We start from the raw sequence: 21,271 nt of genomic DNA, 5'->3' as shown, positions 1-21,271 counted from the left end.
GAAAGTGATCACCAGGTGATCGCTCCCGGGGGCCTCCGCCCGGATCAGACCTGGTCGCGGTCGGCGACGACCTTGGCCAGCTTCGCCAGCGCCTCGTCCTTCGGGATGCCGTTCTCCTGCGAACCGTCGCGGTAGCGGAAGGAGACGGTGCCCGCGGCCATGTCCTCGTCACCGACGATGATCATGAACGGGACCTTGAGCTTCTGGTGGTTGCGGATCTTCTTCTGCATCCGGTCGGAGGAGGCGTCCACCTCGACCCGCAGGCCCTGCTTCTTCGCCGCGGCGGCGAAATCCTGCAGGTACTCGACGTGCCCGTCGCCGATCGGGATGCCGACCGCCTGGACCGGGGCCAGCCACGGCGGCATGGCGCCCGCGTAGTGCTCCAGCAGCACCGCGAAGAACCGCTCGATCGAGCCGAACAGGGCGCGGTGGATCATGACCGGGCGCTGGCGGGAGCCGTCGGCCGCGGTGTACTCCAGGTCGAAGCGCTCCGGCAGGTTGAAGTCCAGCTGCACGGTCGACATCTGCCAGGTGCGGCCGATGGCGTCGCGCGCCTGCACGGAGATCTTCGGGCCGTAGAAGGCCGCGCCGCCCGGGTCGGGGGTCAGCGGGAGGCCCTGCTTCTCGGCGACCTGCTGGAGGACCGCGGTGGCCTCCTCCCAGACCTCGTCCGAGCCGACGAACTTCTCCGGGTCCTTGGTGGACAGCTCCAGGTAGAAGTCGGTCAGACCGTAGTCGCGCAGCAGGTTCAGCACGAAGGTGAGGGTGCGGTCGAGCTCGTCGGCCATCTGCTCACGGGTGCAGTAGATGTGCGCGTCGTCCTGGGTGAAGCCGCGGGCCCGGGTCAGGCCGTGGACCACGCCGGACTTCTCGTACCGGTACACGGTGCCGAACTCGAACAGGCGCAGCGGCAGCTCACGGTAGGAGCGTCCGCGCGCGTCGAAGATCAGGTTGTGCATCGGGCAGTTCATGGGCTTGAGGTAGTAGTCGGTACCACCGTCGAGCTGCATGGGGGGGTACATGCCCTCCGCGTACCAGTCCAGGTGGCCGCTCTTCTCGAAGAGGGCGCCCTTGGTGGCGTGCGGGGAGTAGACGAACTCGTAGCCCTCCTCCTCGTGCCGGCGGCGCGAGTAGTCCTCCATGGTCCGGCGGATGATGCCGCCGCGCGGGTGGAAGACGGCGAGGCCGGAGCCGATCTCGTCCGGGACGGAGAAGAGGTCGAGCTCGTTGCCGAGCTTGCGGTGGTCGCGCTTCTCGGCCTCGGCGAGGAAGTCGAGGTGGGCCTTCAGCTCCTCCTTCGACGGCCACGCGGTGCCGTAGATGCGCTGGAGCATCGGGTTCTTCTCGCTGCCGCGCCAGTAGGCGGCGGCGTTGCGCATCAGCTTGAACGCCGGGATGTTGCGGGTGGTGGGCAGGTGGGGACCGCGGCAGAGGTCCTTCCAGCACAGCTCGCCGGTCTTGGCGTCCAGGTTGTCGTAGATGGTCAGCTCGCCGCCGCCCACCTCGACGTTCGCACCGTCGTCGGTGGACGCGGAGCCCTTGATGCCGATGAGCTCCAGCTTGTACGGCTCGTCCGCGAGCTCCTCGCGGGCCGCCTCGTCGGAGACCACGCGGCGGGCGAACCTCTGGCCGCGCTTCTGGATCTCCTGCATCTTCTTCTCGATGGTCTTGAGGTCATCGGGAGTGAAGGGCTTGGCGACGTCGAAGTCGTAGTAGAAGCCGTCGCGGACCGGCGGGCCGATGCCCAGCTTGGCCTCGGGGAAGAGCTCCTGCACGGCCTGCGCCATGACGTGCGCGGTCGAGTGGCGCAGGATGTTCAGGCCGTCCTCGGAGGAGATCTCCACCGGCTCGACGGTCTCGCCGTCCCGGACCTCGTACGAGAGGTCCTTCAGCTCGCCCGCGACGCGCGCGGCGACGACGGTGCGCTCGCCGGCGAACAGCTCGGCCGCCGTAGTGCCCGTGGTCACCACGCGCTCGTCCCGCTCGGAATCGCGTTGGATGATCACACGGACGTCTGACACCGGTTTCTCCTGAAGTCTGGGGGCCCTCCCCGGCGGCAGCCGGGCGGGGAACGCGCCGGTGGTCCCGGCGCGTGTGAATCGTACCGAGCGGAGCGGCCGCGCCGCTAAACGGTTATGCCGGACGCCCCGCCGGCCGGGGTCGGGCGGGGCGGCCGGGGCGGCGGAATTCCACCGCGTGGTGCCGGGGCGCGCGGGTAGCGTGGCCGGGCCGTGTCCGCCGCGTCCCGAAGGGAACCCTCCCCCGTGCCGAACCCCCTCCTCCGTCCGCTCGACCTGGGCGACGAGGCCACCGCCGTCGCCGTGCACCGGATCGGGCGGGCCGCGTACGCGGTGGAGGCGGAGCTGATCGGGTTCGACGGGATCCCCGCGCTGGGCGAGAGCCTCGACCAGCTGCGGGGCCGGCCGCTGCGCTGGCTGGGTGCGGTGGCGCCGGACGGGGCGGTCGCCGGGTTCGTGGCCTGGGAGGAGCCGGAGGCCGACGGCCCCGTCACCCTGGACCGGCTCTGCGTGGACCCGTCCCGCTTCCGCGGCGGCACCGCCTCGCTGCTGCTGCGGCACGTACTGGAGGAGCTCTTCCCGGGCCGGCCGGTGGAGGTGACCACGGGCGCGGCCAACGCTCCGGCGGTGGCCCTGTACGAACGCCTCGGCTTCGTCCGGGGCGCCGACTTCTCCCCCGCCCCCGGCCTGCGGATGGCCTCCTTCCGGCACGGCGGGTAGCCGGTAGGGGCCCCGGGGAACCGGTTCGCCGCCGGGTGCGTCCCAGGGGGGCTCGGAGCAGAGCCGTCCAGGGGATCGAGGGACCATGCGCCGTACCGCCGTCACGTTCGCCGGCCTCGCCGCCGTCACCGCCGCGCTGGTCGGGGGCTGCGGCGGCGCCGCCTCCGGCCCGGCGGCTCCCGCGCCGCTCCCTACGTCCGGGGCGGCGGCGCCCCCCTGCCCGGGCGTCGACCGCCCGGCCACCGCCGCGCCGCCCACCACCGTCGGCGGGACCCCGGAGAACACCCCCGAGGCCGCCCGCCTGTCGCAGGCCGTCGGGGCGCAGGGCCGGGGGGCCTTCGCCGACGTCTACGGGAGCCACGTGACGGACCAGCCGCCCGGCCGGGTCGCGCTGTGCGTCACCGACCTCGCCCGGGGCCGGAAGCTGCTGGAGGCCGCCCGCAAGGCCGATCCCGCCGTCGACCCGGGCCGCGCGGACCTCTACCTGAGCCGCTACACCCGGCGTGCGCTGAACCAGGCCGTCGGCCGGCTGACCGCCGACCGGGCCCGCCCGCAGTTCCCGCTGTACAGCTTCTCCGCGGCCTCGGACGCCTCCGGGGTCTTGGTGACGAGCACCGACGGGGGCGTCGCCTCGAAGGAGCTGAAGGCCCACCTGGAGCAGCTCACCGGGGGCGTCCCCGTCACCGTCGAGCGGGGCGACCCCCTCACCGCCGCAGTGGGGGACCCGTCCGCCGGCGCCTCCGACCCGGCCCCGTGAGGCCGCGGGACCCGGGCCGCGGTCCCCCGCCGCGCGGTCAGTCGTCCGACGGCAGGACGTCCTCGGGGTCGAAGGCCGCGTCCAGGGACTTCATCAGCCGGTCCCGCTCCACCTCGTCGAGCGGGACCGGCGCCACGTCCGAGGCGTCGGCCAGCCGCCGGAAGCCGCCCCGCCGCGAGAGCCGGCCGCTGATCCGCACCGGGAGCCCGGCCAGGTGGGCCTGGACCGCGGTCCGGTACGCCTCCTCCCCGAGCGCGGCCCGGACGTACGGCACCTCCGCCCCGGCCAGCACCCGCAGCCGTACCGTCCCCCCGACCCCCGACCCCGCCCGGCGCATCCGCACCACGGCCCCCGCGAGCCGTACGGAGACGGCCGGCTCGGACCGGGTGTAGCGGGCGGAGGCCTCCCGCAGCACGGGCAGGTCGCCGGGCGAGAACTCCACCGGCTCCGGCCGGGCCGCGCACCCGGCCGGGACCCCCGCCGCCGGGGCCCAGGCCAGGGCGATCCGGGCCCCTTCCGAGCCCTGGACGAGGGCGATCAGCGCGTCGGCGAGCTCCCGGCTGACCCCGGCGGCGACGGCCGCGTCGAAGGCCTCCATGCCGCCGGTGGCCCGCTGGTAGTCCACCGCCTCGCGGGCCGCGTGCAGGGCGTGGTGCAGCCGCGTCACCAGCCCGCGCCCGCCGTCCACCGGCACGTAGGCGGCGAGCCGGCGGCCGTCGGGGCCGGGGCCGACCAGCACCTCGTCCAGGGCCCGCTCGGCCTGGGCGCGGTGGCGGGCCCCGTGGTAGCCGGCCCGGGCGCGCTCGGCGAGGGCCCCGGCCAGCAGCAGGCGGCGGGCCGCCGAGCGCAGCCGCTCCTGCGCCGTCCAGGCGGCCTCGCCGTGGAACCCGTACGGCGCCTCGGGGACCTCGCGCTCCCACCGGATCTCGTCGCTCGGCACGCTCAGCCCGAACAGGACCTCCCGCGCCGACGGCAGCCCGCTGCGGGACAGCGCGGTCAGCGCCTCCTCCAGCAGGTCCGCGCAGTCGGGGAAGGTCCGGGCCTCGGGGACGAGGAGGCTGGTGCCGCCGTGCCCGGGCGGGGTCCAGCGCCCGTAGCGGCCCGCCGCCCCGCCGCGCCGCAGCCAGCCGTGCCGGTGCAGGAGGGCCCCGAGGACCCGGGGGTCCACCTGGGCGGGATCGGGGGCGCCGGGGACCGCCGGCCGTACGGGCGGCGGCGGGAGCGGTTCCAGGCGCGGTGCGTGACGGTCCATCAGGGTGTCCCTCCCGACCCGACCCGGGTCATGATCTCGCACAGCGCCCGGTCGTCGAAGATCCGCGCGGTCGGGATCCGTACGGTGGTCCGGCGCCGGCCGGTCACCGGATGCCCGGCGAGGTTGGTCCAGTAGCAGCAGTGCCGCAGGTCGAGCCGGTCGTGCCCGGCACTCAGCCACTGCTCCCGCTCCCGCGGCACGAGCATCACGACGAGGATCTTGTGCACCGCGACGGGGGTGCGGGCCAGCTTCACCAGGTGCTCGTTGTCGAGGGTGAAGCCGAAAGTGGGCCCCGCCGGGCGCGGCGGGATCTGGTAGGTGGCCTTCAGCTGCACCTTGATGGTGACCTCGTCGTCGACGACGTGCTCGGGCGCGCCGTGGCTGACGTGCCAGTCGATCCCGTTGTCCGGGAACGGCTGGGACAGCGAGCAGCCGGCGGCGGCCGCGACGGCGTGCAGGTATCCCACCTGAAGGGTCTCCATACATGCGGTGGTGGCGAGTGTGCCGCGCAGCGGACCGGATCTCGCTCCGGTGTCCGCGTCCAGCACCCCGCCCGGTTCGGGCTGCGCGAGCGCCATGGCCGGCTCCCCATGCCTTCCGGGCTCTGCCGTGGGTGTGGTGGTGGTGACGGAATGCGGGGTGACGGCCGGTCACGTGTACGACCCCCCAGGGGAGTTGTCTCCGCACCCGGCCCGCCGCAAACGGCGTACGGGGTGAACGGCCCGGGTATCACGGAATCGGCGGGGGCGGCAAGGTCCCGGGGCGCCGACGCCCGGTACGCCCCATCTGCCGATCGGGGACGAGGAGTTCGCCATGACACGCTGGTACGAGGGGCCGCTGGCCGCCTTCGACACGGAGACCACCGGGGTGGACGTCGAGCAGGACCGGATCGTGTCCGCCGCGCTCGTCGTGCAGGAGTGCGCGGGCGGCCGGGTGCGCGCCACGCGCTGGCTGGTCAATCCCGGCGTCCCGGTGCCCCCGGGCGCCACGGAAGTGCACGGGCTGACCGATGACCACCTCCAGCGCAACGGCCGCTGGCCCGCTCCGGTGGTGGAGGAGATAGCCCGCGCGCTGGGCGAGCAGCAGGTGGCGGGCCGGCCGGTGGTGGTGATGAACGCGCCGTTCGACCTGACGCTGCTGGACCGGGAGTTGCGCCGGCACCGGGCGTCGACGCTCGCCCGGTACCTGGACGACCGGCCGCTGACGGTGCTGGACCCGCGGGTGCTGGACAAGCACCTGGACCGCTACCGCAAGGGCCGCCGGACGCTGACGGACCTGTGCGCGCACTACGGGATAGAGCTGGAGGGGGCGCACGACGCGTCGGCGGACGCGATGGCCTCGCTGGAGCTCGTACGGGCGGTGGGGCGGCGGTTCGCTTCGCGGCTGGAGCGGCTGACCCCGGCGGAGCTGCACCAGCTGCAGGCGGTCTGGCACGCGGCGCAGGCGCGCGGGCTCCAGGCGTGGTTCGCCCGGCAGGGCACGCCGGAGTCGGTGGATCCGCACTGGCCGCTGCGCCCGGAGGTGCAGGCGGCGGCCTGAGGGACCGTGGAACGCGGCCTTGGAATGCTGCCGTGGAACGCGGCCTTGGAATGCGGCCTTGGAATGCGGAAGGCCGGTCCGTCATCAGACGGACCGGCCTGTCCCGGTGGGCGATACTGGGATCGAACCAGTGACCCCTTCGGTGTGAACGAAGTGCTCTCCCGCTGAGCTAATCGCCCGGGAACGGACTGAACAATACAAGAGCCCCGGGGTCTGTTCAAACCGCTTCAGGCGGAGCGGTCAGCCGGGCCGCGAGGCCGCGCCGTCCGGCCCTCATCATCAGGGCGTGGTTGAGCCGCAGGACGGGCCGTCCGGCGAGGGCGAACCGCCGCAGCGGCGGGGCCCGCACCTCGACCTCCTGCTCGTAGACGGCCCGGGTCCGGCCGGGGGCGGCCCCGCCGCGCGGGCGTACCGTCCAGCGGGCCCAGCCGTCGAGGTCCCCGCCCAGCGCCACCTCCAGGACGCCCCGGTCGGGGTCGCGGAGCAGGCCGGTGAGGGTGACGTGGATCTCGTACGGGAGGACGGAGCGGATCACGGCGGTCCCGGAGCGCTCGTCGGCCGGGGTGACCCGGCGCACCTGCGGCCACCAGCCGGGGTAGTGCCCGGGGTCCGCCAGCAGGGGGTAGACGCGGGCGGGCGGGGCGTCGAGGTCCCACACGCCGCGGAAGCGGTAGTGCGTCCAGCGGGTCATGACACCAGTGTGCCGCCGGGCCGGGGCGTACTCAGGGGCGATCTGAGTACGCACGCCCATGTCCTGACGGCGTGACGGGCGACACACTCCGGCTATGGACACCCCTCTGCCGCCGGCCCGGGAGCTGGCGCTCATCGACGCCGAGCTGGCCCGACTGGACGCCCGGCGCGCCCACTTGCTGGCCCGCCGGGACTGGCTGCTGCGACTGCTGTGGCCGGCGGGGCCGGCGGCGGCGGGCGCGTTCGGCCCGCCGGCCGCGCCGTTCTCCCCCGCCGGTCCCGCCACCGCCGGTCCCGCGGCCGCCGCGGCCGCCGCCAAGCCGAGTGCGCAGAACGTGCTGCTGGTGCTGGGCGCGGTGCTGCTGGCGGTGGCCGCGCTGGCCTTCACCCTGGTCAGCTGGGGTTCCCTGGGCATCGGGGGCCGTTCGGCGGTGCTGGCCGTGCTGACGGCGGCGGCGCTGGCGGCGCCCGTGGCGCTGCTGCGGCGGGGACTGCGTTCGACGGCCGAGTCGGTCGCGGGGGTGGCGCTGGCGCTGACGGTGCTGGACGCGTACGCGCTGCACGCGGTGGGCCTGCCCGGCGCCGACGGCCTGGCCTACGCGGCGTGGGCGTCGGCGGCGCTGGCGGGGCTCTGGGCCGGGTACGGGGCGGGACTGCGCGGGCTGCGGCTCGCCCCGCTCGCGGCGGTGGGGGCGGCGCAGCTGCCGTTGCCGCTGGCGGCGGGCGCTGCGGGCGCGGACCTGACGGGGGCCGGCTGGGCGCTGCTGGTGACGGCGGCGCTGGACGCGGGGCTCGCCGTGGCGGTCGCGCGGCGGGCGGTGCGGGTGCCGGCGTGGGTGTGCGCGGCGGTGCTGGGCGGTTCGGCGTCGGTGGCGGGGCTGGCGGGCTCGCTGGTGGCGCCGGGGGCGGCCGGTCCGGCCCTGCTGCTGGCGGCGGGGGCCCTGCTGGGCGTGGCGGTGGCCTGGCGGGAGCCCCGGGCCTCGGCGGCCGCGGTGGCGGGCGGCCTGGCTGCGGTGTCGGCGGCGGGTGCGCTGGTCCCGGGCGGGACGGGTTCCGTGTGGTGGCCGGTGGCGGTGCGGGTGGCGGCGGGGCTCGCGCTGGTGGCGGCGGTACGGGTGGACGCGCTCCCGGAGCGGGTGCGGCGCGGGCTGGCCGGGGCCGGGGCGGGGGTGGCCGCCCTGGCCGCGCTGGCGGGGCTGCCGGCGGTGCTGTGGGCGGCGGTGTCGCGCCTGTCGGTGCCGGGCGAGGTGTGGGCCCCGACGGCCGTGCGCCCGGAGGCGGCGGGGCCGGGCCTGGCGGTGACCCTGCTGCTGGCGGCCGCCGCCTTCGGCCTCCTCTCCCGGGCCGGGACGACGGGGGCGGCACTCTCCGGCACCGCGCGCCGGGACGGCGCGGTCCGGGCCGACGGCTCCGCCGCGGCGACCGGTCCGGGCATGCCCGACGGAGCCGCGGCGGCGGGCGCCGCGCGATGGGCCGGAGCGTCCGCCGCGACCGGCGGCAAGGGCCGGACCGGCGCTTCCGCGGCGGCGGGCGGCACGCGCCCCGTCGGATTGCGCCGGAACGTCCCGGGGGTGCCGCTCCGGGTGTCCGGGGCGGCGGCGGTGGTGTGCGGGTGGGCCGGGCTGTTCGTGGCGCCGGCCGGGGCGGGGGTGCCGGTGGCGGCGTTGCTCGTGGCGCAGCTGGCGGTGACGGCGGCGGCCGGCGCGGTGGCCCTGCGGGCCGTGGAGCCGGCGGTGGTGCGGGCGGCCGGCGGGTGCGCGGTGGCCGGGGCCCTGGGGGTGTCCCTGGCTGCGCTGGACGGCCGTGTGGCGACCTTCTCGGTGTTCGGGGCGCTGGGCGCCGGGGGCGCGCTGGCGGCCTCGTACGGGGGCGCCCGCGCGGCCGTGCGGGGTGCCGGGGCGGTGGCGGCCGTCGGGTACGCGGCGGGGACGGTGGTGGCGCTGGGCGCCCTGGCGGACGTGGCGCCGGCCTGGACGGGGGCGGCGGTCCTGGCCGTCCCGGCGGTGGTGGTGGCCCTGGGGCCGCGGCTGGGCCCGGTGCGGGTCCCGGCGGAGGCCGCGGGTGCGGCGGCGGGGCTGCTGGGGCTCGCCCTGACGGCCGGGGATCCGCCGGTGTCGGCCCTGGTGCTGGCGCTGGGCTCGGTGGTGTGCGCGGCGGGGGCCGTGCGGGCCGACCGGCGGGGGCTGGGCTGGGCGGCGGGGGCGCTGGGCGTGGCGGCGGCCTGGGTGCGGCTGGGGGCGTCGGGGGTGGCGGTGCCGGAGGCGTACACGCTGCCGGTGACGGTGCTGGCCCTGGCGGTGGGGCTGGTGCGCCGCCGCCGGGATCCGGGGGTCTCGTCCTGGGTGGCGTACGGGCCGGGGCTGGGGGCGACCCTGCTGCCCGGCGTGGTGGCGGTGTGGGGTGACCCGTACTGGCCGCGCCCGCTGCTGCTGGGCGCGGGGGCGCTGGCGGTGACCCTGGCGGGGGCGCACCGCCGGCTCCAGGCCCCGCTGCTGCTGGGCGGGACGGCCCTGGCGGCGGTGGCGGTGCACGAGCTGGCCCCGTACGTGGTGCAGGTGGTGGGGGTGCTGCCGCGCTGGCTGCCGCCGGCGCTGGCGGGGCTGCTGCTGCTGGCGGTGGGGGCGACGTACGAGCGGCGGCTGCGGGAGGCCCGCAGGCTCCGGGAGGCCCTCGGCCGGCTGCGCTGAGGGGCCGGGAACGGCAGAGGCCCCGGAGATTCATGAGAATCTCCGGGGCCTGTGCTCCGGGTGGGCGATACTGGGATCGAACCAGTGACCCCTTCGGTGTGAACGAAGTGCTCTCCCGCTGAGCTAATCGCCCGGGCACACCGCAAACATTACCGCATGTCAGCGGTGCTCCATGACCACCCCCGGACGATCACTGGTCCTTGAGGTGCCAGGGCAGCGTGAGGCCGTACTTCCACAGGTAGAAGCCGACCAGCGCGCCGGCGATGACCAGGCCCACGCTGGTGAGGATGATGTTGCGGCGCCGGACCCTGGGGTCCAGCGCCTTCTGCGCGGCCTCGGTGACCTTGCGCTTGGTCCAGCGCAGGACGAGGTTGGCCCACGCGAACTCGGTGGCCCAGATCGCCAGGCCGGCGAAGATCGCGACCCAGCCCGGTCCGGGCAGGACGAGCATCGCGACGCCCGCGCCGATGACGACCAGGCCGACGACGAAGACGCCGACCTGCCAGCTCAGGTGCAGGCTGCGGTTGGCCTTGATGAAGGCGGGCGCCTTCGAGACGTGCGGCGCCTCGTCGGCGGCCACCCCGGCCGTAGCGGATTCGTTGATTCCGCGATCACTCCCCGTATTCATGGGGGCGAATCTACCGGAGCTCGAAGCACACGTGAATGCCGCTTTGGATCCGCCGTCCGAGGGACCCAGAGGTCCGCAAAACGGTCAGAGGGGTTTACAACGGCACCGTAGGTGGCATGTCGATTTCGCCGACGTGCGAATCCCCGAGCGCACACTGAGCGAAAGGCCCTGGCGCTTATGAACACCACGGTCAGCTGCGAGCTGCACCTGCGCCTCGTTGTGTCGAGCGAGTCCTCACTGCCTGTTCCGGCGGGCCTGCGGTATGACACGGCCGATCCCTACGCCGTGCACGCCACCTTCCACACCGGCGCCGAGGAGACGGTCGAGTGGGTCTTCGCCCGCGACCTCCTCGCTGAGGGCCTCCACCGGCCTACCGGTACCGGCGACGTCCGCGTCTGGCCGTCCCGCAGCCACGGTCAGGGCGTCGTCTGCATCGCCCTGAGCTCACCGGAGGGAGAAGCGCTGCTGGAAGCGCCCGCCCGAGCCCTCGAGTCGTTCCTGAAGCGCACGGATGCCGCGGTCCCGCCCGGGACCGAGCACCGGCACTTCGACCTCGACAAGGAGCTCTCCCACATCCTGGCCGAAAGCTGAGCCAGGCTCCTGACCGCACGGCACCGTCCGACTCGGGGCGACGGTGCCGCACGGACAACCCCATACGGCGGTACCGGCGCTGTTCCCGCGGGAGCCACCCGCGGGGGCGGCGCCGGTGTGCTGTCCCGGCGGCCTGTTGACGCCAACCGCTAGAGTCGGCCACCGGCGGCGGCACCGGCCCGTCGCCGCCAGGCCGGCCCTCCAGGAGCGACCCCCGTGCAGATCCCCCACGACACCCGTCGCGCGCTCGACGTCGTCGTCGCGCTGGTCAACACCGCGGCCGAGCCGGACCGGCCCGACGGGCTGGCCGACGTCGGCGCCCTGCGCGGCTTCGTCAAGGAGCACTCGATCAGCGACGTCGGCGAGCTCGGCGCCCGCGACCTCTCCGGCGTCCGGACGGTGCGCGGCAAGTTCGCACAGGTCTTCGCGGCGCCCAACTCCCGCGCCGCGTCCGCGCTGATCAACGAGCTGGTGGCCACCGCCGGCACCACCCCGCAGCTGACCGACCACGACGGCTACGACTGGCACGTCCACTACTTCGCGCCGGGCGCCTCGGTGGGCGACCACCTCGCGGCCGACGGGGGCATGGCACTGGCCTTCATCGTGGTCTCGGGCGAGCAGGAACGGCTGCGCCGCTGCGAGGCCCCGGACTGCCGGCGGGCCTTCGTGGACCTCTCCCGCAACCGCTCGCGCCGCTACTGCGACAGCCGCACCTGCGGGAACCGGCTGCACGTCGCCGCGTACCGGGCCCGCCGCAAGGGGGCCGACAGCCTCCCGGAGGGCGCCGGGTCAGAGCAGGTAGAGATCGTGCACGGCGGCGAGCAGCAGCAGTAGCCCGATCACCGCGAGGAAGATCATCAGCGGCGGCTGGGACAGGGCGAAGAGACAGCCGCGCGCCTCGGCGGGGGCGGGGGGCGCGGGGGCCAGGGCGACGGGGGCCTCGGCAACGGGGACGGGAGCCGGCGGCTCACCCTGTGATGTGTCGGGCATGTCGGGGCGATGATCGCGCGGCGAACCCCCCGGAAGCCCCCAACACGCCATGAATCACGCGGTAGTTCGCGGACTCTCCCCAGTTCGGGTGGTTTCCCCCGGGTTCTCCCCCGTGCCGCCCGGCCGGTGCGCTAGACGCCGCGACCCATCCCTAGATGCCGTGCTTCTTGAGGATCGCCTCGATGTCGGAGAAGTCCTCCGCCGGGGCGCCCTGCGGCCTCGGGGCGGGACCGGTGGCACCGCCGCCGAGGGCGGGGGCCGAGGCGCCGGGGGCGACGGCCTCCGGGGCCTTCGCGGAGCCTCCCGCGGCGCGGCGCTCCACGGCCCGGGTGGCCGTCAGCAGCACCCACGCCAGACCGAGCAGCCCCAGACCGATCCACACGGTCGGCTTGAAGACGATCCCGGAGAGCCACGCCACCACGCCGGTCAGCACCAGCCCCACCGGCACCAGCGCGTACGCGGCGATCCGCGCGGCCCTGAGGAACCGCCTGCGGTAAGCCGTCACGGCGGCGATGCCCAGGCCCGCCGCGGACACCGCGGAACAAATGGTCTCGGCGAGCATGCGGTCCTCCGGCGGTCTGCGGTGGGCGTTCTGTCCCTTCCATCCTGCACCGGCCACCGCCGCCGGGGCCATGTCCGCGCCCCCTCCCGGCCCGATCTCCGGGACATCTCGGGGTCGGATCTCCTCCCCGGGTGCCCCCGGGAGGTCTGGGAGACTGTCCGCATGACCGATTCCGTGATCCTCGACGTCTGGTGCGAACTCCAGTGCCCGGACTGCCACAGCGCTCTGGACGACGTGCGCGCCCTGCGGGCCCGCTACGGCGACCGGCTGGACATCCGGCTGCGCCACTTCCCGCTGGAGAAGCACAAGCACGCCTTCGCCGCCGCGCAGGCCGCCGAGGAGGCCCTGGAGCAGGGTCAGGGCTGGCCGTACGCGGAGGCGGTGCTCGCCAAGACCGCCGAGCTCGGCGCGCGCGGCGAGGCCGTGCTGCTGGACGTGGCGCGTGAACTTGGCCTGGACGCCGAGGAGTTCGACACCGCGCTGATCGACGGCCGGCACATCCTGATCGTCGACGCCGACCAGGCCGAGGGCAAGGCCATCGGCGTGACCGGCACCCCGACCTACGTGATCGACGGCCAGCGCCTCGACGGCGGCAAGAGCCAGGAGGGCCTGCGCGCCCGCATCGAGGAGATCGCCGACCGGCTGCTGGCCGCCGGCTGACCCGGCCTGGAGCCGGCCTGGAGCCGGCCGACCCGGCCTAGATGAGGTCCTTGGCGTAGTCGACGTCGGTGGTCCGGTAGCCGAGGGACTCGTACAGCCGCAGGGCCGGGGCGTTGCCGGCGAAGACGTGCAGCGCGATCACCCGGTGGCCCCGCTCGATCGCCGTGCGCTCCGCGAGGAGCATCAGGTCCCGGCCGTGGCCGCGGCCCCGGTGCTCCTCGACGACCGCGACGTCGTACACGTACGCCCCCGCGCCGCCCTCCCCGCGCGGCGCGAGCCACACGTGCCCGACCACCGTCCCGGCCGCCTCCAGGACGGCGAAGTCGGCCCCCGGGGTGTCCAGGCCGCGCGGGAGCAGCGCGTCGTGCTCCGTCTCCGATTTGGCCCGCGCCGCCTCCGCCCCCATCCCCCGGGCCGTCCAGCTCGCCGCGTACTCCTCGCGGGCCCTGGCGTCCCACGACGTGTACTCGGCCGACGTCATCGGGCGGCCCAGCACCCCTGCGGAGAGGGCCGGGGGGCGCTCCGGGAGCTCCTTGGCCATCTTCCGGCCGGTCTCCGCGTACCCGAGGGCCGCGGCGAGCCGCAGGCCGCCCGCGGAGCCCGCCGGGACCGAGATCCGCACCCGCCGGCAGCCCCAGCCGCGCAGCACTTCCTCGGCGGCCAGCGCGGCGACCGTGGCACGGCCCCGGCGGCGGTCCGGCTCGTCGACGGCCAGGTCCCGGATCTCCCCCACCGTCGGCCCGAAGGGCGTGTCGGCGGCGATCAGGAGCGTCCCGACGCGCCTGCTGTTGACGCGTACCTCGTACGGGCGCGAGCGCGCGCCGCCCTCACTCTGCTGAAGCGGCCCGCTGGGCCGCAGGGTCGTGGTCATCCGTCGAGTTCTACCCGCCCCGCGCGCCGGTGACCACGGTGCGCGTCGGCTCAGGGGTCGACGTCGGCGGCGGCGCGCTCCCGGAAGACCCTCATGGCCCCGGCGGTGACCGGCCCGGGGGCGGCGGCCAGGGTGCGCCCGTCGACGCGGTGGACGGCCTGGACGTCGCGCAGGGTGGAGGTCAGGAAGACCTCCTCGGCCCGCTCCAGCACGTCGAGGGGCAGGTCGCTCTCGCGGGCGCCGGTCCACTCGACGGCCAGGGCGCGGGTGATCCCGGGGAGGCAGCCGGAGGACACGGGCGGGGTGTGCGCCTCGCCGTCGAGGACGACGAAGACGTTGGATCCGGTGCCCTCGCAGAGCTGCCCGACGGTGTTGGCGAAGAGGGCCTCGGAGGCCCCCTCCCGCTGCGCCCGCGCGAGGGCGACCAGGTTCTCGGCGTACGAGGTGGCCTTCAGGCCGGCCACCGGGGAGCGCTCGTTGCGCACCCAGGGGACGGTGATCACGGCCGTGGTCCGGGGCGCGGGTGCGGTCGCGCCGAGGGCGACGGAGAGGGTCGGCCCGGTCCCGGCCCCGCCGGGGCCGAGCGGGGCCGGGCCGCCCGTGTAGGTGATCCGCAGCCGGCCGAGCGGCATCGGGTGGGCCTCCAGGACGGCGGCGCAGGCGCGGCGCACCTCGTCCGGGTCCGGGTCGGGCAGGCCGAGGCCGCGGGCGGAGCGGGTGAGCCGCTCCAGGTGCCGGGTGAGGGCGAAGGGGGTGCCGTTCTCGGTCTTGAGGGTCTCGAAGACCCCCTCGCCGACGGTCAGCCCGCGGTCGAGGACGGACACCTTCGCCTCGTCGGCCTCGCGCAGCGCCCCGTCGAGCCAGATCCTCACCGGACGGTTCCTCCACTCAGGTCGTGCGCCGCCCCGTCCGGACCCGGTACGGGCCCGCCCGAGGCCAGCGCGAGCAGCCGGCCGGCCTTCAGCTCGGTCTCGGCCCACTCCCGCTCGGGGTCGGAGCCCCAGGTGATCCCGGCGCCGGTGCCGAAGCTCAGGCGGGGGCCGCCGGGGGCCTCGCGGTCGATCCAGAAGGTGCGGATGCCGACGGCGAGGGAGGCGGTGCCCCGGTCGGCGTCGACCCAGCCGATGCCCCCGCAGTAGGGGCCGCGGGGGGCGGTCTCCAGCTCCTCGATGATCCGCAGGGCGGAGGACTTGGGGGCGCCGGTCACCGAGCCCGGCGGGAAGGTGGCGGCCAGCAGCTCGGGCCAGCCGGCGCCCTCGGCGAGCTCGCCGCTGACGGTGGAGACGAGGTGGACCAGGCCGGGGTGCTCCTCCAGGGCGCACAGCTCGGGCACGGCGACCGATCCGGTGGCGCAGACGCGGCCCAGGTCGTTGCGGACGAGGTCCACGATCATCACGTTCTCGGCGTGGTCCTTGGGCAGCAGGTCGGCGGCGGTGCGGCCGGTGCCCTTGATCGGTCCGGACTCGACCCGGCGGCCGGCCCGGCGCAGGTACAGCTCCGGGGAGGCGGTGGCGATCTCCACGCCGTGGGCGCGGAGCCGAATCGTTCCTGCGTAGGGGGCGGGGTTGCCGCGCGCGAGGAGGGCGGTCAGCGCGTCCACGTCGGCGGTGGCCGGATCGGGCAGCGGCGCGGAGACCACGCGGCAGAGGTTGGCCTGGTAGACCTCCCCCGCCGCGATGTACTCGCGGATCCGGCGGACGCCCGCGACGTACGCGGAGCGGTCCAGGGAGGAGGACCAGCGGTCCGCGGCGGGTCCGCGCCAGGCGCCGGGGACGGGCGCGGGGACGGGGTCGGGGCGTATGTCGCCGAAGCGCGCGCAGATCAGCCGGCCCTCGAAGTCGGCGCTCACCACCCAGAACCCGGTGGAGTCCAGGGCGGAGGGGTCGCTGGTGACGTCTCGGAGGTCGGTCGCGAGGAGGCCGCCGAAGCGGGCCAGGGGAGGCAGGTCGTGCACGGCTGCGAGTCTATGACCGGTGGCGCGATGGCGCCGGTGAGGTGACCGGCGGGTGACCTCTGGTGATCGGGTCGCCGGCACGTCGGCAGCACGCTGCGGAAACGCGTTTTTGAGCTGGCCCGGGAATCCGCTAGAGTTCAACACGTCGCCAGGGAGCGAAGGGGAAAAACCCCGGAGCGAACACGGTGACACTGCGGACGTAGCTCAGTTGGTAGAGCACCACCTTGCCAAGGTGGATGTCGCGAGTTCGAGTCTCGTCGTCCGCTCTGAGTGGGGGATCTTCCCGAGACCCCGCACACTCCGAGGTGGAGTGGCCGAGAGGCGAGGCAACGGCCTGCAAAGCCGTCTACACGGGTTCAAATCCCGTCTCCACCTCCAAGGACGATTAGCTCAGCGGGAGAGCGCTTCCCTGACACGGAAGAGGTCACTGGTTCAATCCCAGTATCGTCCACTGGTCCGCAAGGACCCGGTCCGCAAGGATCCCCGCGCGATTAGCTCAGCGGGAGAGCGCTTCCCTGACACGGAAGAGGTCACTGGTTCAATCCCAGTATCGCGCACGCAGTACCATCAGTACCCTGCACCACCTGTATGACCTGCGGTTCCTTACCGCAGCCCGCGCGATTAGCTCAGCGGGAGAGCGCTTCCCTGACACGGAAGAGGTCACTGGTTCAATCCCAGTATCGCGCACAGCAACCGGAAGCCCCGGCCGTCTCGACGGCCGGGGCTTCCGTGCGTGTACCGCTGTGAGAGGGCGCGATCGGGCGGGATCGGGCGTGAAAAAGGGTGTTGCCCGTCCGGCTCCCCAGCCGTACGGGCAACACCCTTCAACTGCCGTCCGTCGTTCCCCCGTCCCCACGGGGTTCGACGGGCCGATGTCCCGGTCCGGGCCGCTCTCCCGGACCCGGGGCGCCGCTCAGCGCCCCAGCATCAGGCCCACGGACGACGCCTGTGCCGCCACCTGGTCGAATCCTCCGAAGAGGAAGAACAGGAGGGCGGCCAGGGGGAGGACCATGGCCGCGGCCACCAGCGGGTGGCGCGTACCGGACTGATGGCCGTTGAACGCGAAGGGCTTGCGTCCCTGCCGTGCGATGTCCGCCATGATCCTCTCCCTGTCGTCTGGCAGCGGCGGGCTCGTGACCTCGGGGGACGAGTGCGCCACCCGCCGCTTGTCTTCAACACTAGGCGGCCGGAAGGCCCCTGGCCTCATGCCCTCGTACCCATTGCCGGGCCTCCAGGAGGATGAGGCGCACACCCCCGGACTACTCCCCTGGGTGGAGACGCGTCCCCCGCACCGGGGGTCTTCCCGGAGGGGACGGCATCAGGGGTCGACCGGAGGAGGTATCCGGAGGGTAGTGACTTCGCTCACTTCCGTCACTCCCCGCGCACGCGTGTCCTCGTACGGGGTGCTGACGGCGCTCGCGGGGGGCCGTGGGCGCCCTCCCCCGGCCACCGCCGCCAGGAAGGCCCCTGACGAGGCCAATCCCCTTGGTCCGAGGGCCCCTTGGGGGTGGCGGGTGAGGCAGTCCGGACGGGGGCCGAATCGTCTGGCACACCCTCAAGTGGCCTGCCCCGCACTGACGATCGAAACTCCGGTGGAGGGCGCGGCCTCTGAGCGCTCGTGCCGGATGGTCCGTAAGCTGTGCCAGGTCAGCAGGGCGACCGTCAGCGGGGTGGACATGGCGATGATGCGGCTCCGGCGCGAGGATCCGCGTGTCGTCGGCTCCTTCCGGCTGCACCGGCGGCTCGGCGCCGGCGGCATGGGCGTCGTCTACCTGGGGTCCGACCGGCGCGGCCAGCGCGTCGCCCTCAAGGTGATCCGGCCCGACCTGGCCGAGGACCAGGAGTTCCGCTCCCGCTTCGCCCGCGAGGTGTCCGCCGCCCGGCGGATCCGCGGCGGGTGCACGGCCCGGCTGGTGGCCGCCGACCTGGAGGCCGAGCGGCCCTGGTTCGCGACCCAGTACGTGCCCGGCCCCTCGCTGCACGACAAGGTGGCCGAGGAGGGCCCCCTGACGGCCGCCCAGATCGCCGCCGTCGGCGCCGCGCTGTCCGAGGGACTGGTCGCCGTCCACGAGGCCGGGGTCGTCCACCGCGACCTGAAGCCCTCCAACATCCTGCTGTCCCCCAAGGGGCCGCGGATCATCGACTTCGGCATCGCCTGGGCCACCGGGGCCAGCACCCTGACCCACGTCGGCACGGCGGTCGGCTCCCCCGGCTTCCTCGCCCCCGAGCAGGTGCGCGGGGCCGCCGTCACCCCGGGCACCGACGTGTTCTCCCTCGGCGCCACCCTCGCCTACGCGGCGATGGGCGACTCCCCGTTCGGGCACGGCAGTTCCGAGGTCATGCTGTACCGGGTCGTGCACGAGGAACCCCACCTGGTCGGCGTCCCGGACGCGCTGGCCCCGCTGGTGCGGGCCTGCCTGGCCAAGGACCCCGAGGAACGCCCGACCACCCTCCAGCTGTCGATGCGGCTCAAGGAGATCGCCGCCCGCGAGGCGCAGGGCCTGGGCGACGGCCGCCCGCCGGCGCAGCGGGCCCGCGTCGAGCGGCCCTCGGGCCGGCTGCCCGAGCGGACCGCCGGGTACGCGGGGCCGGACACGGAGCGGCGTACGGGCGGCGGGCGGACCGCCTCCGAGCGCGTGGGCGAGCGTCCCCCGGGCGCCACCCCCGCTCCCCGGCCGCAGGGGCCGCACAGCGGGGCGCGGCCGCGCCCGTCGGGCTCCCGCAACCCCGGGTCGACGGCGGGGCGCACGGGAGGCCGTACGGGGCCCCGCACCGGGCCGCGCACGACCGGTACGGGACGGCGGCCCTCGCGGCCGGACCCGAAGCTGCTGCGGCAGCGGCTGATCGTGTTCGTGGTCGTGACGCTGCTGGTGGCACTGGGGATCGCGCTCGCGCAGAAGCTGTGAGGCCGAGACGGCGAAGGGGCGCCCCGCCTTGCGGCGGGGCGCCCCTTCGGTGTGTGCGGGCGCTCGGCCCTAGGCGCGGGCGCCGCCCGCGACCGCGTAGAAGGCCACCGCGGCGGCCGCGCCCACGTTCAGCGAGTCCACGCCGTGCGCCATGGGGATCCGCACCCACTCGTCCGCGGCGACCAGCGCCTGCGTCGACAGGCCGTCGCCCTCGGCGCCCAGCATCAGCGCCACCCGCTCCAGGGTGTGCGGGGCCGCCACGTCGATCGGCGAGGCCTTCTCGTGCGGGGTGAGGGCGAGCAGCTTGAAGCCCGCCTCGCGGACGGTGTCCAGGCTCTTGGGCCAGGCCTCCAGCCGGGCGTACGGGACGGAGAACACCGCGCCCATCGACACCTTCACCGAGCGGCGGTACAGCGGGTCCGCGCAGTCCGGCGACAGCAGCACCGCGTCCATGCCGAGGGCGGCGGCGCTGCGGAAGATGGCCCCGATGTTGGTGTGGTCGTTCACCGCCTCCATCACGGCCACCCGGCGGGCCGAGCCGAGGATCTCCTGGGCCGTCGGCAGCGGCTTGCGCTGCATCGAGGCCAGGGCTCCGCGGTGCACGTGGTACCCGGTGACGCGCTCGGCGAGGTCCGGGCTCACGGCGTAGACCGGGGCCGGGATCTCGTCGATGACGTCGCGCATGACGTCCACCCACTTGGCGGACAGCAGCATCGAGCGCATCTCGTACCCGGCGTCCTTGGCCCGCCGGATGACCTTCTCGCCCTCGGCGATGAAGAGGCCCTCCGCGGGCTCTCTGCGCCGCCGCAGCTCGACGTCGGTCAGGCCCGTGTAGTCGCGCAGGCGGGGGTCGTCGGGGTCTTCGATGGTGATGAGATCAGCCACAGGGTGATACTGCCTTGTCCTGGGTGTGGTGCCAACGGCCTGTCAGGCGCCGGCGGTGGGGAGCTCGCCGGGAGCGGCGCCGGGGGTGTTCACGCGGACCACCTCGCCGATGACGATGACCGCCGGCGGGCGGACCTCCTCGGCACGGACGGTCTCGCCGACCGTGGCCAGGGTGGCGTCCACCCGGCGCTGGGTGGCGGTGGTGCCCTCCTGGACGACCGCGACCGGGGTGTCGGCGGAGCGGCCGTGCTTGACCAGGGCCTCGGCGATCAGCCCGATCTTGTCGACGCCCATCAGGATGACGAGGGTGCCGGTCAGCTTGGCCAGCGCGGCCCAGTCCACGAGGGAACGCGGGTCGTCGGGGCCGACGTGGCCGCTGACCACGGTGAACTCGTGCGCCACGCCGCGGTGGGTGACGGGGATCCCGGCCGCGCTCGGGACCGAGATGGAGCTGGAGATGCCCGGCACGACCGTGCAGGGGATGCCGTGCTCGGCGAGGGCCTGGAGCTCCTCCATGCCGCGGCCGAAGACGTACGGGTCACCGCCCTTGAGCCGGACCACGGCCTTGCCGGCCTTGGCGTGCTCGATGAGGGCGTTGTTGATGGCCTCCTGGGCCATGAACCGGCCGTACGGGATCTTCGCCGCGTCGATGACCTCGACGTGCGGCGGGAGCTCGTCGAGGAGGTCGCGGGGGCCGAGCCGGTCGGCGATCACGACGTCGGCCTCGGCGAGCAGGCGCCGGCCGCGCACGGTGATCAGGTCCGGGTCGCCCGGGCCGCCGCCGACGAGGGCGACGCCGGGGGTGTGCGGGCGGGCGGCGGTGAGCGAGCCGTCGCGCAGCCCCTCGACGACCGCGTCGCGCACGGCGGCGGAGCGGCGCGGGTCGTTGCCGCTGAGCACGGCCACGGTCACGCCCTCGACCCGGCCGGTCGCCGGGGTCCAGGCGGTCGCCGCCTCGGCGTCGTCGGCCCGGACGCACCAGACCCGCCGGGCCTCGGCCTCGGCGGAGGCGCGGTCGTTGGCCTCGCGGTCCCGGGTGGCGATCAGGGCGTACCAGGCACCGTCGAGGTCCCCGTCCTGGTAGCGGCGGCGCTCCCAGCGGATCTCCCCCGTCTCGGCCATCGCGTCCACGGAGGGGGTCGCGGACGGGGAGACCAGCAGGACGTCCGCACCGGCGGCGACGAGGGCGGGCAGGCGGCGCTGGGCGACCTGGCCGCCGCCGATGACGACGACGCGGCGCCCGGTCAGGCGCAGTCCTACGGGGTAGGCGGGGTGTGCCGGGTTTCCCATGGCGGTTGCGGCTCCTGATGCGGCGGGTGTGTTCGGCGGGCCGCTGCTGCGCTGGAGCGGCTGACGGACCGTGCGGGCGCCCGTCCGGCACCACGATACGACCCATAGCCGCTGGTGGTACCTGCGGGGGCGAAGTTTGGCGGGGTGGTGGGGGGTGTTCTCACGCCGGCACGCGGAGCGGCACTTCCGCCCCCTGGGGGCACCGGGGGCGGGGCGGGGACCGCCCCGCCCACCGGATGGGGGGTGGGGGGGGTGGGGGGTGGGGGCGAGG

21 protein-coding genes and 7 tRNA genes are annotated in these 21,271 nt (G+C 75.1%); 13 read left to right on the top strand and 15 right to left on the bottom strand.

Annotation, left to right across the window (positions count from 1 at the left end; translation table 11 throughout):
• Positions 1–44: 44 nt before the first annotated feature.
• The gene (gene thrS, locus AB0O29_RS18370) at positions 45–2,021 is read right to left on the bottom strand and encodes a threonine--tRNA ligase (protein ID WP_365152839.1); all 1,977 of its coding nucleotides are present in this window, start codon (positions 2,019–2,021) and stop codon (positions 45–47) included.
• Positions 2,022–2,264: 243 nt separating this feature from the next.
• On the opposite strand from thrS, the gene AB0O29_RS18365 reads away from it, so the two are divergent.
• Together AB0O29_RS18365 and AB0O29_RS18360 are read left to right on the top strand one after the other, a co-directional pair.
• The gene (locus AB0O29_RS18365) at positions 2,265–2,738 is read left to right on the top strand and encodes a GNAT family N-acetyltransferase (protein ID WP_365152837.1); all 474 of its coding nucleotides are present in this window, start codon (positions 2,265–2,267) and stop codon (positions 2,736–2,738) included.
• Between the two features lie 85 nt (positions 2,739–2,823).
• Complete coding sequence (locus AB0O29_RS18360) at positions 2,824–3,495, top strand: hypothetical protein (RefSeq protein ID WP_365152835.1); 672 nt, start codon at positions 2,824–2,826, stop codon at positions 3,493–3,495.
• Between the two features lie 37 nt (positions 3,496–3,532).
• On the opposite strand, the gene AB0O29_RS18355 is transcribed toward AB0O29_RS18360, so the two are convergent.
• Positions 3,533–4,747: a hypothetical protein gene (locus tag AB0O29_RS18355; RefSeq protein WP_365152833.1), complete on the bottom strand. Its 1,215-nt coding sequence runs from the start codon at positions 4,745–4,747 to the stop codon at positions 3,533–3,535.
• A complete protein-coding gene (locus tag AB0O29_RS18350; protein ID WP_344159266.1) occupies positions 4,747–5,325 on the bottom strand; it encodes a DUF4365 domain-containing protein in 579 nt (192 codons plus the stop codon). The genes AB0O29_RS18355 and AB0O29_RS18350 overlap by 1 nt, the downstream gene beginning before the upstream one ends.
• A 235-nt stretch (positions 5,326–5,560) precedes the next feature.
• Here AB0O29_RS18350 and AB0O29_RS18345 point away from each other — a divergent pair, with 235 nt between their 5' ends.
• On the top strand, positions 5,561–6,286 hold the full coding sequence (locus AB0O29_RS18345) for a 3'-5' exonuclease (RefSeq protein ID WP_365152830.1): 726 nt from the start codon (positions 5,561–5,563) through the stop codon (positions 6,284–6,286).
• Positions 6,287–6,393: 107 nt separating this feature from the next.
• Here the strand turns inward: AB0O29_RS18345 and AB0O29_RS18340 are convergent.
• A tRNA-Val gene (locus tag AB0O29_RS18340) sits at positions 6,394–6,465 on the bottom strand.
• A gap of 38 nt (positions 6,466–6,503) precedes the next feature.
• Positions 6,504–6,977, bottom strand: coding sequence for an SRPBCC family protein (locus AB0O29_RS18335; protein ID WP_365152828.1), 474 nt, complete (start codon positions 6,975–6,977; stop codon positions 6,504–6,506).
• 94 nt (positions 6,978–7,071) lie between these two features.
• On the opposite strand from AB0O29_RS18335, the gene AB0O29_RS18330 reads away from it, so the two are divergent.
• Positions 7,072–9,663, top strand: coding sequence for a hypothetical protein (locus tag AB0O29_RS18330; RefSeq protein WP_365152826.1), 2,592 nt, complete (start codon positions 7,072–7,074; stop codon positions 9,661–9,663).
• Between the two features lie 61 nt (positions 9,664–9,724).
• On the opposite strand, the gene AB0O29_RS18325 is transcribed toward AB0O29_RS18330, so the two are convergent.
• Together AB0O29_RS18325 and AB0O29_RS18320 are read right to left on the bottom strand one after the other, a co-directional pair.
• A tRNA-Val gene (locus AB0O29_RS18325) sits at positions 9,725–9,796 on the bottom strand.
• 57 nt (positions 9,797–9,853) lie between these two features.
• The gene (locus AB0O29_RS18320) at positions 9,854–10,291 is read right to left on the bottom strand and encodes a TIGR02611 family protein (RefSeq protein WP_365152824.1); all 438 of its coding nucleotides are present in this window, start codon (positions 10,289–10,291) and stop codon (positions 9,854–9,856) included.
• Between the two features lie 177 nt (positions 10,292–10,468).
• Between AB0O29_RS18320 and AB0O29_RS18315 the strand changes: the two genes are divergently transcribed.
• Both AB0O29_RS18315 and AB0O29_RS18310 read left to right on the top strand, forming a co-directional pair.
• Complete coding sequence (locus AB0O29_RS18315) at positions 10,469–10,882, top strand: SsgA family sporulation/cell division regulator (protein WP_030011909.1); 414 nt, start codon at positions 10,469–10,471, stop codon at positions 10,880–10,882.
• Between the two features lie 216 nt (positions 10,883–11,098).
• On the top strand, positions 11,099–11,716 hold the full coding sequence (locus AB0O29_RS18310; RefSeq protein WP_365152822.1) for a CGNR zinc finger domain-containing protein: 618 nt from the start codon (positions 11,099–11,101) through the stop codon (positions 11,714–11,716).
• Here AB0O29_RS18310 and AB0O29_RS18305 read toward each other — a convergent pair.
• Both AB0O29_RS18305 and AB0O29_RS18300 read right to left on the bottom strand, forming a co-directional pair.
• Entirely contained in the window at positions 11,672–11,872 is a 201-nt protein-coding gene (locus AB0O29_RS18305; protein ID WP_365152820.1) for a hypothetical protein, read from the bottom strand. The genes AB0O29_RS18310 and AB0O29_RS18305 overlap by 45 nt on opposite strands.
• 151 nt (positions 11,873–12,023) lie before the next feature.
• Positions 12,024–12,434, bottom strand: coding sequence for a hypothetical protein (locus tag AB0O29_RS18300; RefSeq protein WP_365152818.1), 411 nt, complete (start codon positions 12,432–12,434; stop codon positions 12,024–12,026).
• Positions 12,435–12,596: 162 nt separating this feature from the next.
• Here AB0O29_RS18300 and AB0O29_RS18295 point away from each other — a divergent pair, with 162 nt between their 5' ends.
• Positions 12,597–13,094, top strand: coding sequence for a DsbA family protein (locus tag AB0O29_RS18295; RefSeq protein WP_365152816.1), 498 nt, complete (start codon positions 12,597–12,599; stop codon positions 13,092–13,094).
• Between the two features lie 37 nt (positions 13,095–13,131).
• On the opposite strand, the gene AB0O29_RS18290 is transcribed toward AB0O29_RS18295, so the two are convergent.
• The 3 genes from AB0O29_RS18290 to AB0O29_RS18280 are packed head-to-tail and all read right to left on the bottom strand — an operon-like array spanning position 13,132 to position 15,919.
• On the bottom strand, positions 13,132–13,965 hold the full coding sequence (locus AB0O29_RS18290; RefSeq protein WP_365152814.1) for a GNAT family N-acetyltransferase: 834 nt from the start codon (positions 13,963–13,965) through the stop codon (positions 13,132–13,134).
• 50 nt (positions 13,966–14,015) lie between these two features.
• On the bottom strand, positions 14,016–14,837 hold the full coding sequence (locus AB0O29_RS18285; RefSeq protein WP_365152812.1) for an aminotransferase class IV: 822 nt from the start codon (positions 14,835–14,837) through the stop codon (positions 14,016–14,018).
• Positions 14,834–15,919 carry a chorismate-binding protein gene (locus AB0O29_RS18280; protein ID WP_365152810.1) on the bottom strand — a complete coding sequence of 362 codons (1,086 nt, stop codon included), beginning with the start codon at positions 15,917–15,919 and terminating at the stop codon, positions 14,834–14,836. Before AB0O29_RS18280 ends, AB0O29_RS18285 begins: the two co-directional genes overlap by 4 nt.
• Before the next feature lie 193 nt (positions 15,920–16,112).
• On the opposite strand from AB0O29_RS18280, the gene AB0O29_RS18275 reads away from it, so the two are divergent.
• The 5 genes from AB0O29_RS18275 to AB0O29_RS18255 all read left to right on the top strand — a co-directional run bounded on the left by AB0O29_RS18275 (position 16,113) and on the right by AB0O29_RS18255 (position 16,606).
• Positions 16,113–16,185: transfer RNA gene (locus AB0O29_RS18275), tRNA-Gly, on the top strand.
• Between the two features lie 38 nt (positions 16,186–16,223).
• Positions 16,224–16,297: transfer RNA gene (locus AB0O29_RS18270), tRNA-Cys, on the top strand.
• A 1-nt stretch (position 16,298) separates the two neighbouring features.
• Positions 16,299–16,370, top strand: a tRNA-Val gene (locus tag AB0O29_RS18265).
• Between the two features lie 34 nt (positions 16,371–16,404).
• Positions 16,405–16,476: transfer RNA gene (locus AB0O29_RS18260), tRNA-Val, on the top strand.
• 58 nt (positions 16,477–16,534) lie between these two features.
• Positions 16,535–16,606: transfer RNA gene (locus AB0O29_RS18255), tRNA-Val, on the top strand.
• Positions 16,607–16,832: 226 nt separating this feature from the next.
• On the opposite strand, the gene AB0O29_RS18250 is transcribed toward AB0O29_RS18255, so the two are convergent.
• Positions 16,833–17,018, bottom strand: a complete 186-nt coding sequence (locus AB0O29_RS18250) for a hypothetical protein (RefSeq protein ID WP_365152809.1) — start codon at positions 17,016–17,018, stop codon at positions 16,833–16,835.
• A gap of 577 nt (positions 17,019–17,595) precedes the next feature.
• Here AB0O29_RS18250 and AB0O29_RS18245 point away from each other — a divergent pair.
• On the top strand, positions 17,596–18,825 hold the full coding sequence (locus tag AB0O29_RS18245; RefSeq protein ID WP_365152877.1) for a protein kinase: 1,230 nt from the start codon (positions 17,596–17,598) through the stop codon (positions 18,823–18,825).
• 69 nt (positions 18,826–18,894) lie between these two features.
• Here the strand turns inward: AB0O29_RS18245 and AB0O29_RS18240 are convergent, their stop codons facing one another.
• Together AB0O29_RS18240 and cobA are read right to left on the bottom strand one after the other, a co-directional pair.
• Positions 18,895–19,710: an RNA methyltransferase gene (locus AB0O29_RS18240; RefSeq protein ID WP_365152807.1), complete on the bottom strand. Its 816-nt coding sequence runs from the start codon at positions 19,708–19,710 to the stop codon at positions 18,895–18,897.
• Between the two features lie 42 nt (positions 19,711–19,752).
• Positions 19,753–21,000, bottom strand: a complete 1,248-nt coding sequence (gene cobA, locus AB0O29_RS18235; protein WP_365152805.1) for a uroporphyrinogen-III C-methyltransferase — start codon at positions 20,998–21,000, stop codon at positions 19,753–19,755.
• Positions 21,001–21,271 lie beyond the last annotated feature (271 nt).

Origin of the sequence: Streptomyces sp. NPDC089915 (assembly GCF_040684675.1) — a bacterium.
Lineage (GTDB): Bacteria > Actinomycetota > Actinomycetes > Streptomycetales > Streptomycetaceae > Streptomyces.
The sequence above is the reverse complement of the archived record's forward strand: the minus strand, read 5'-3'. Positions and strand labels throughout refer to the sequence as shown.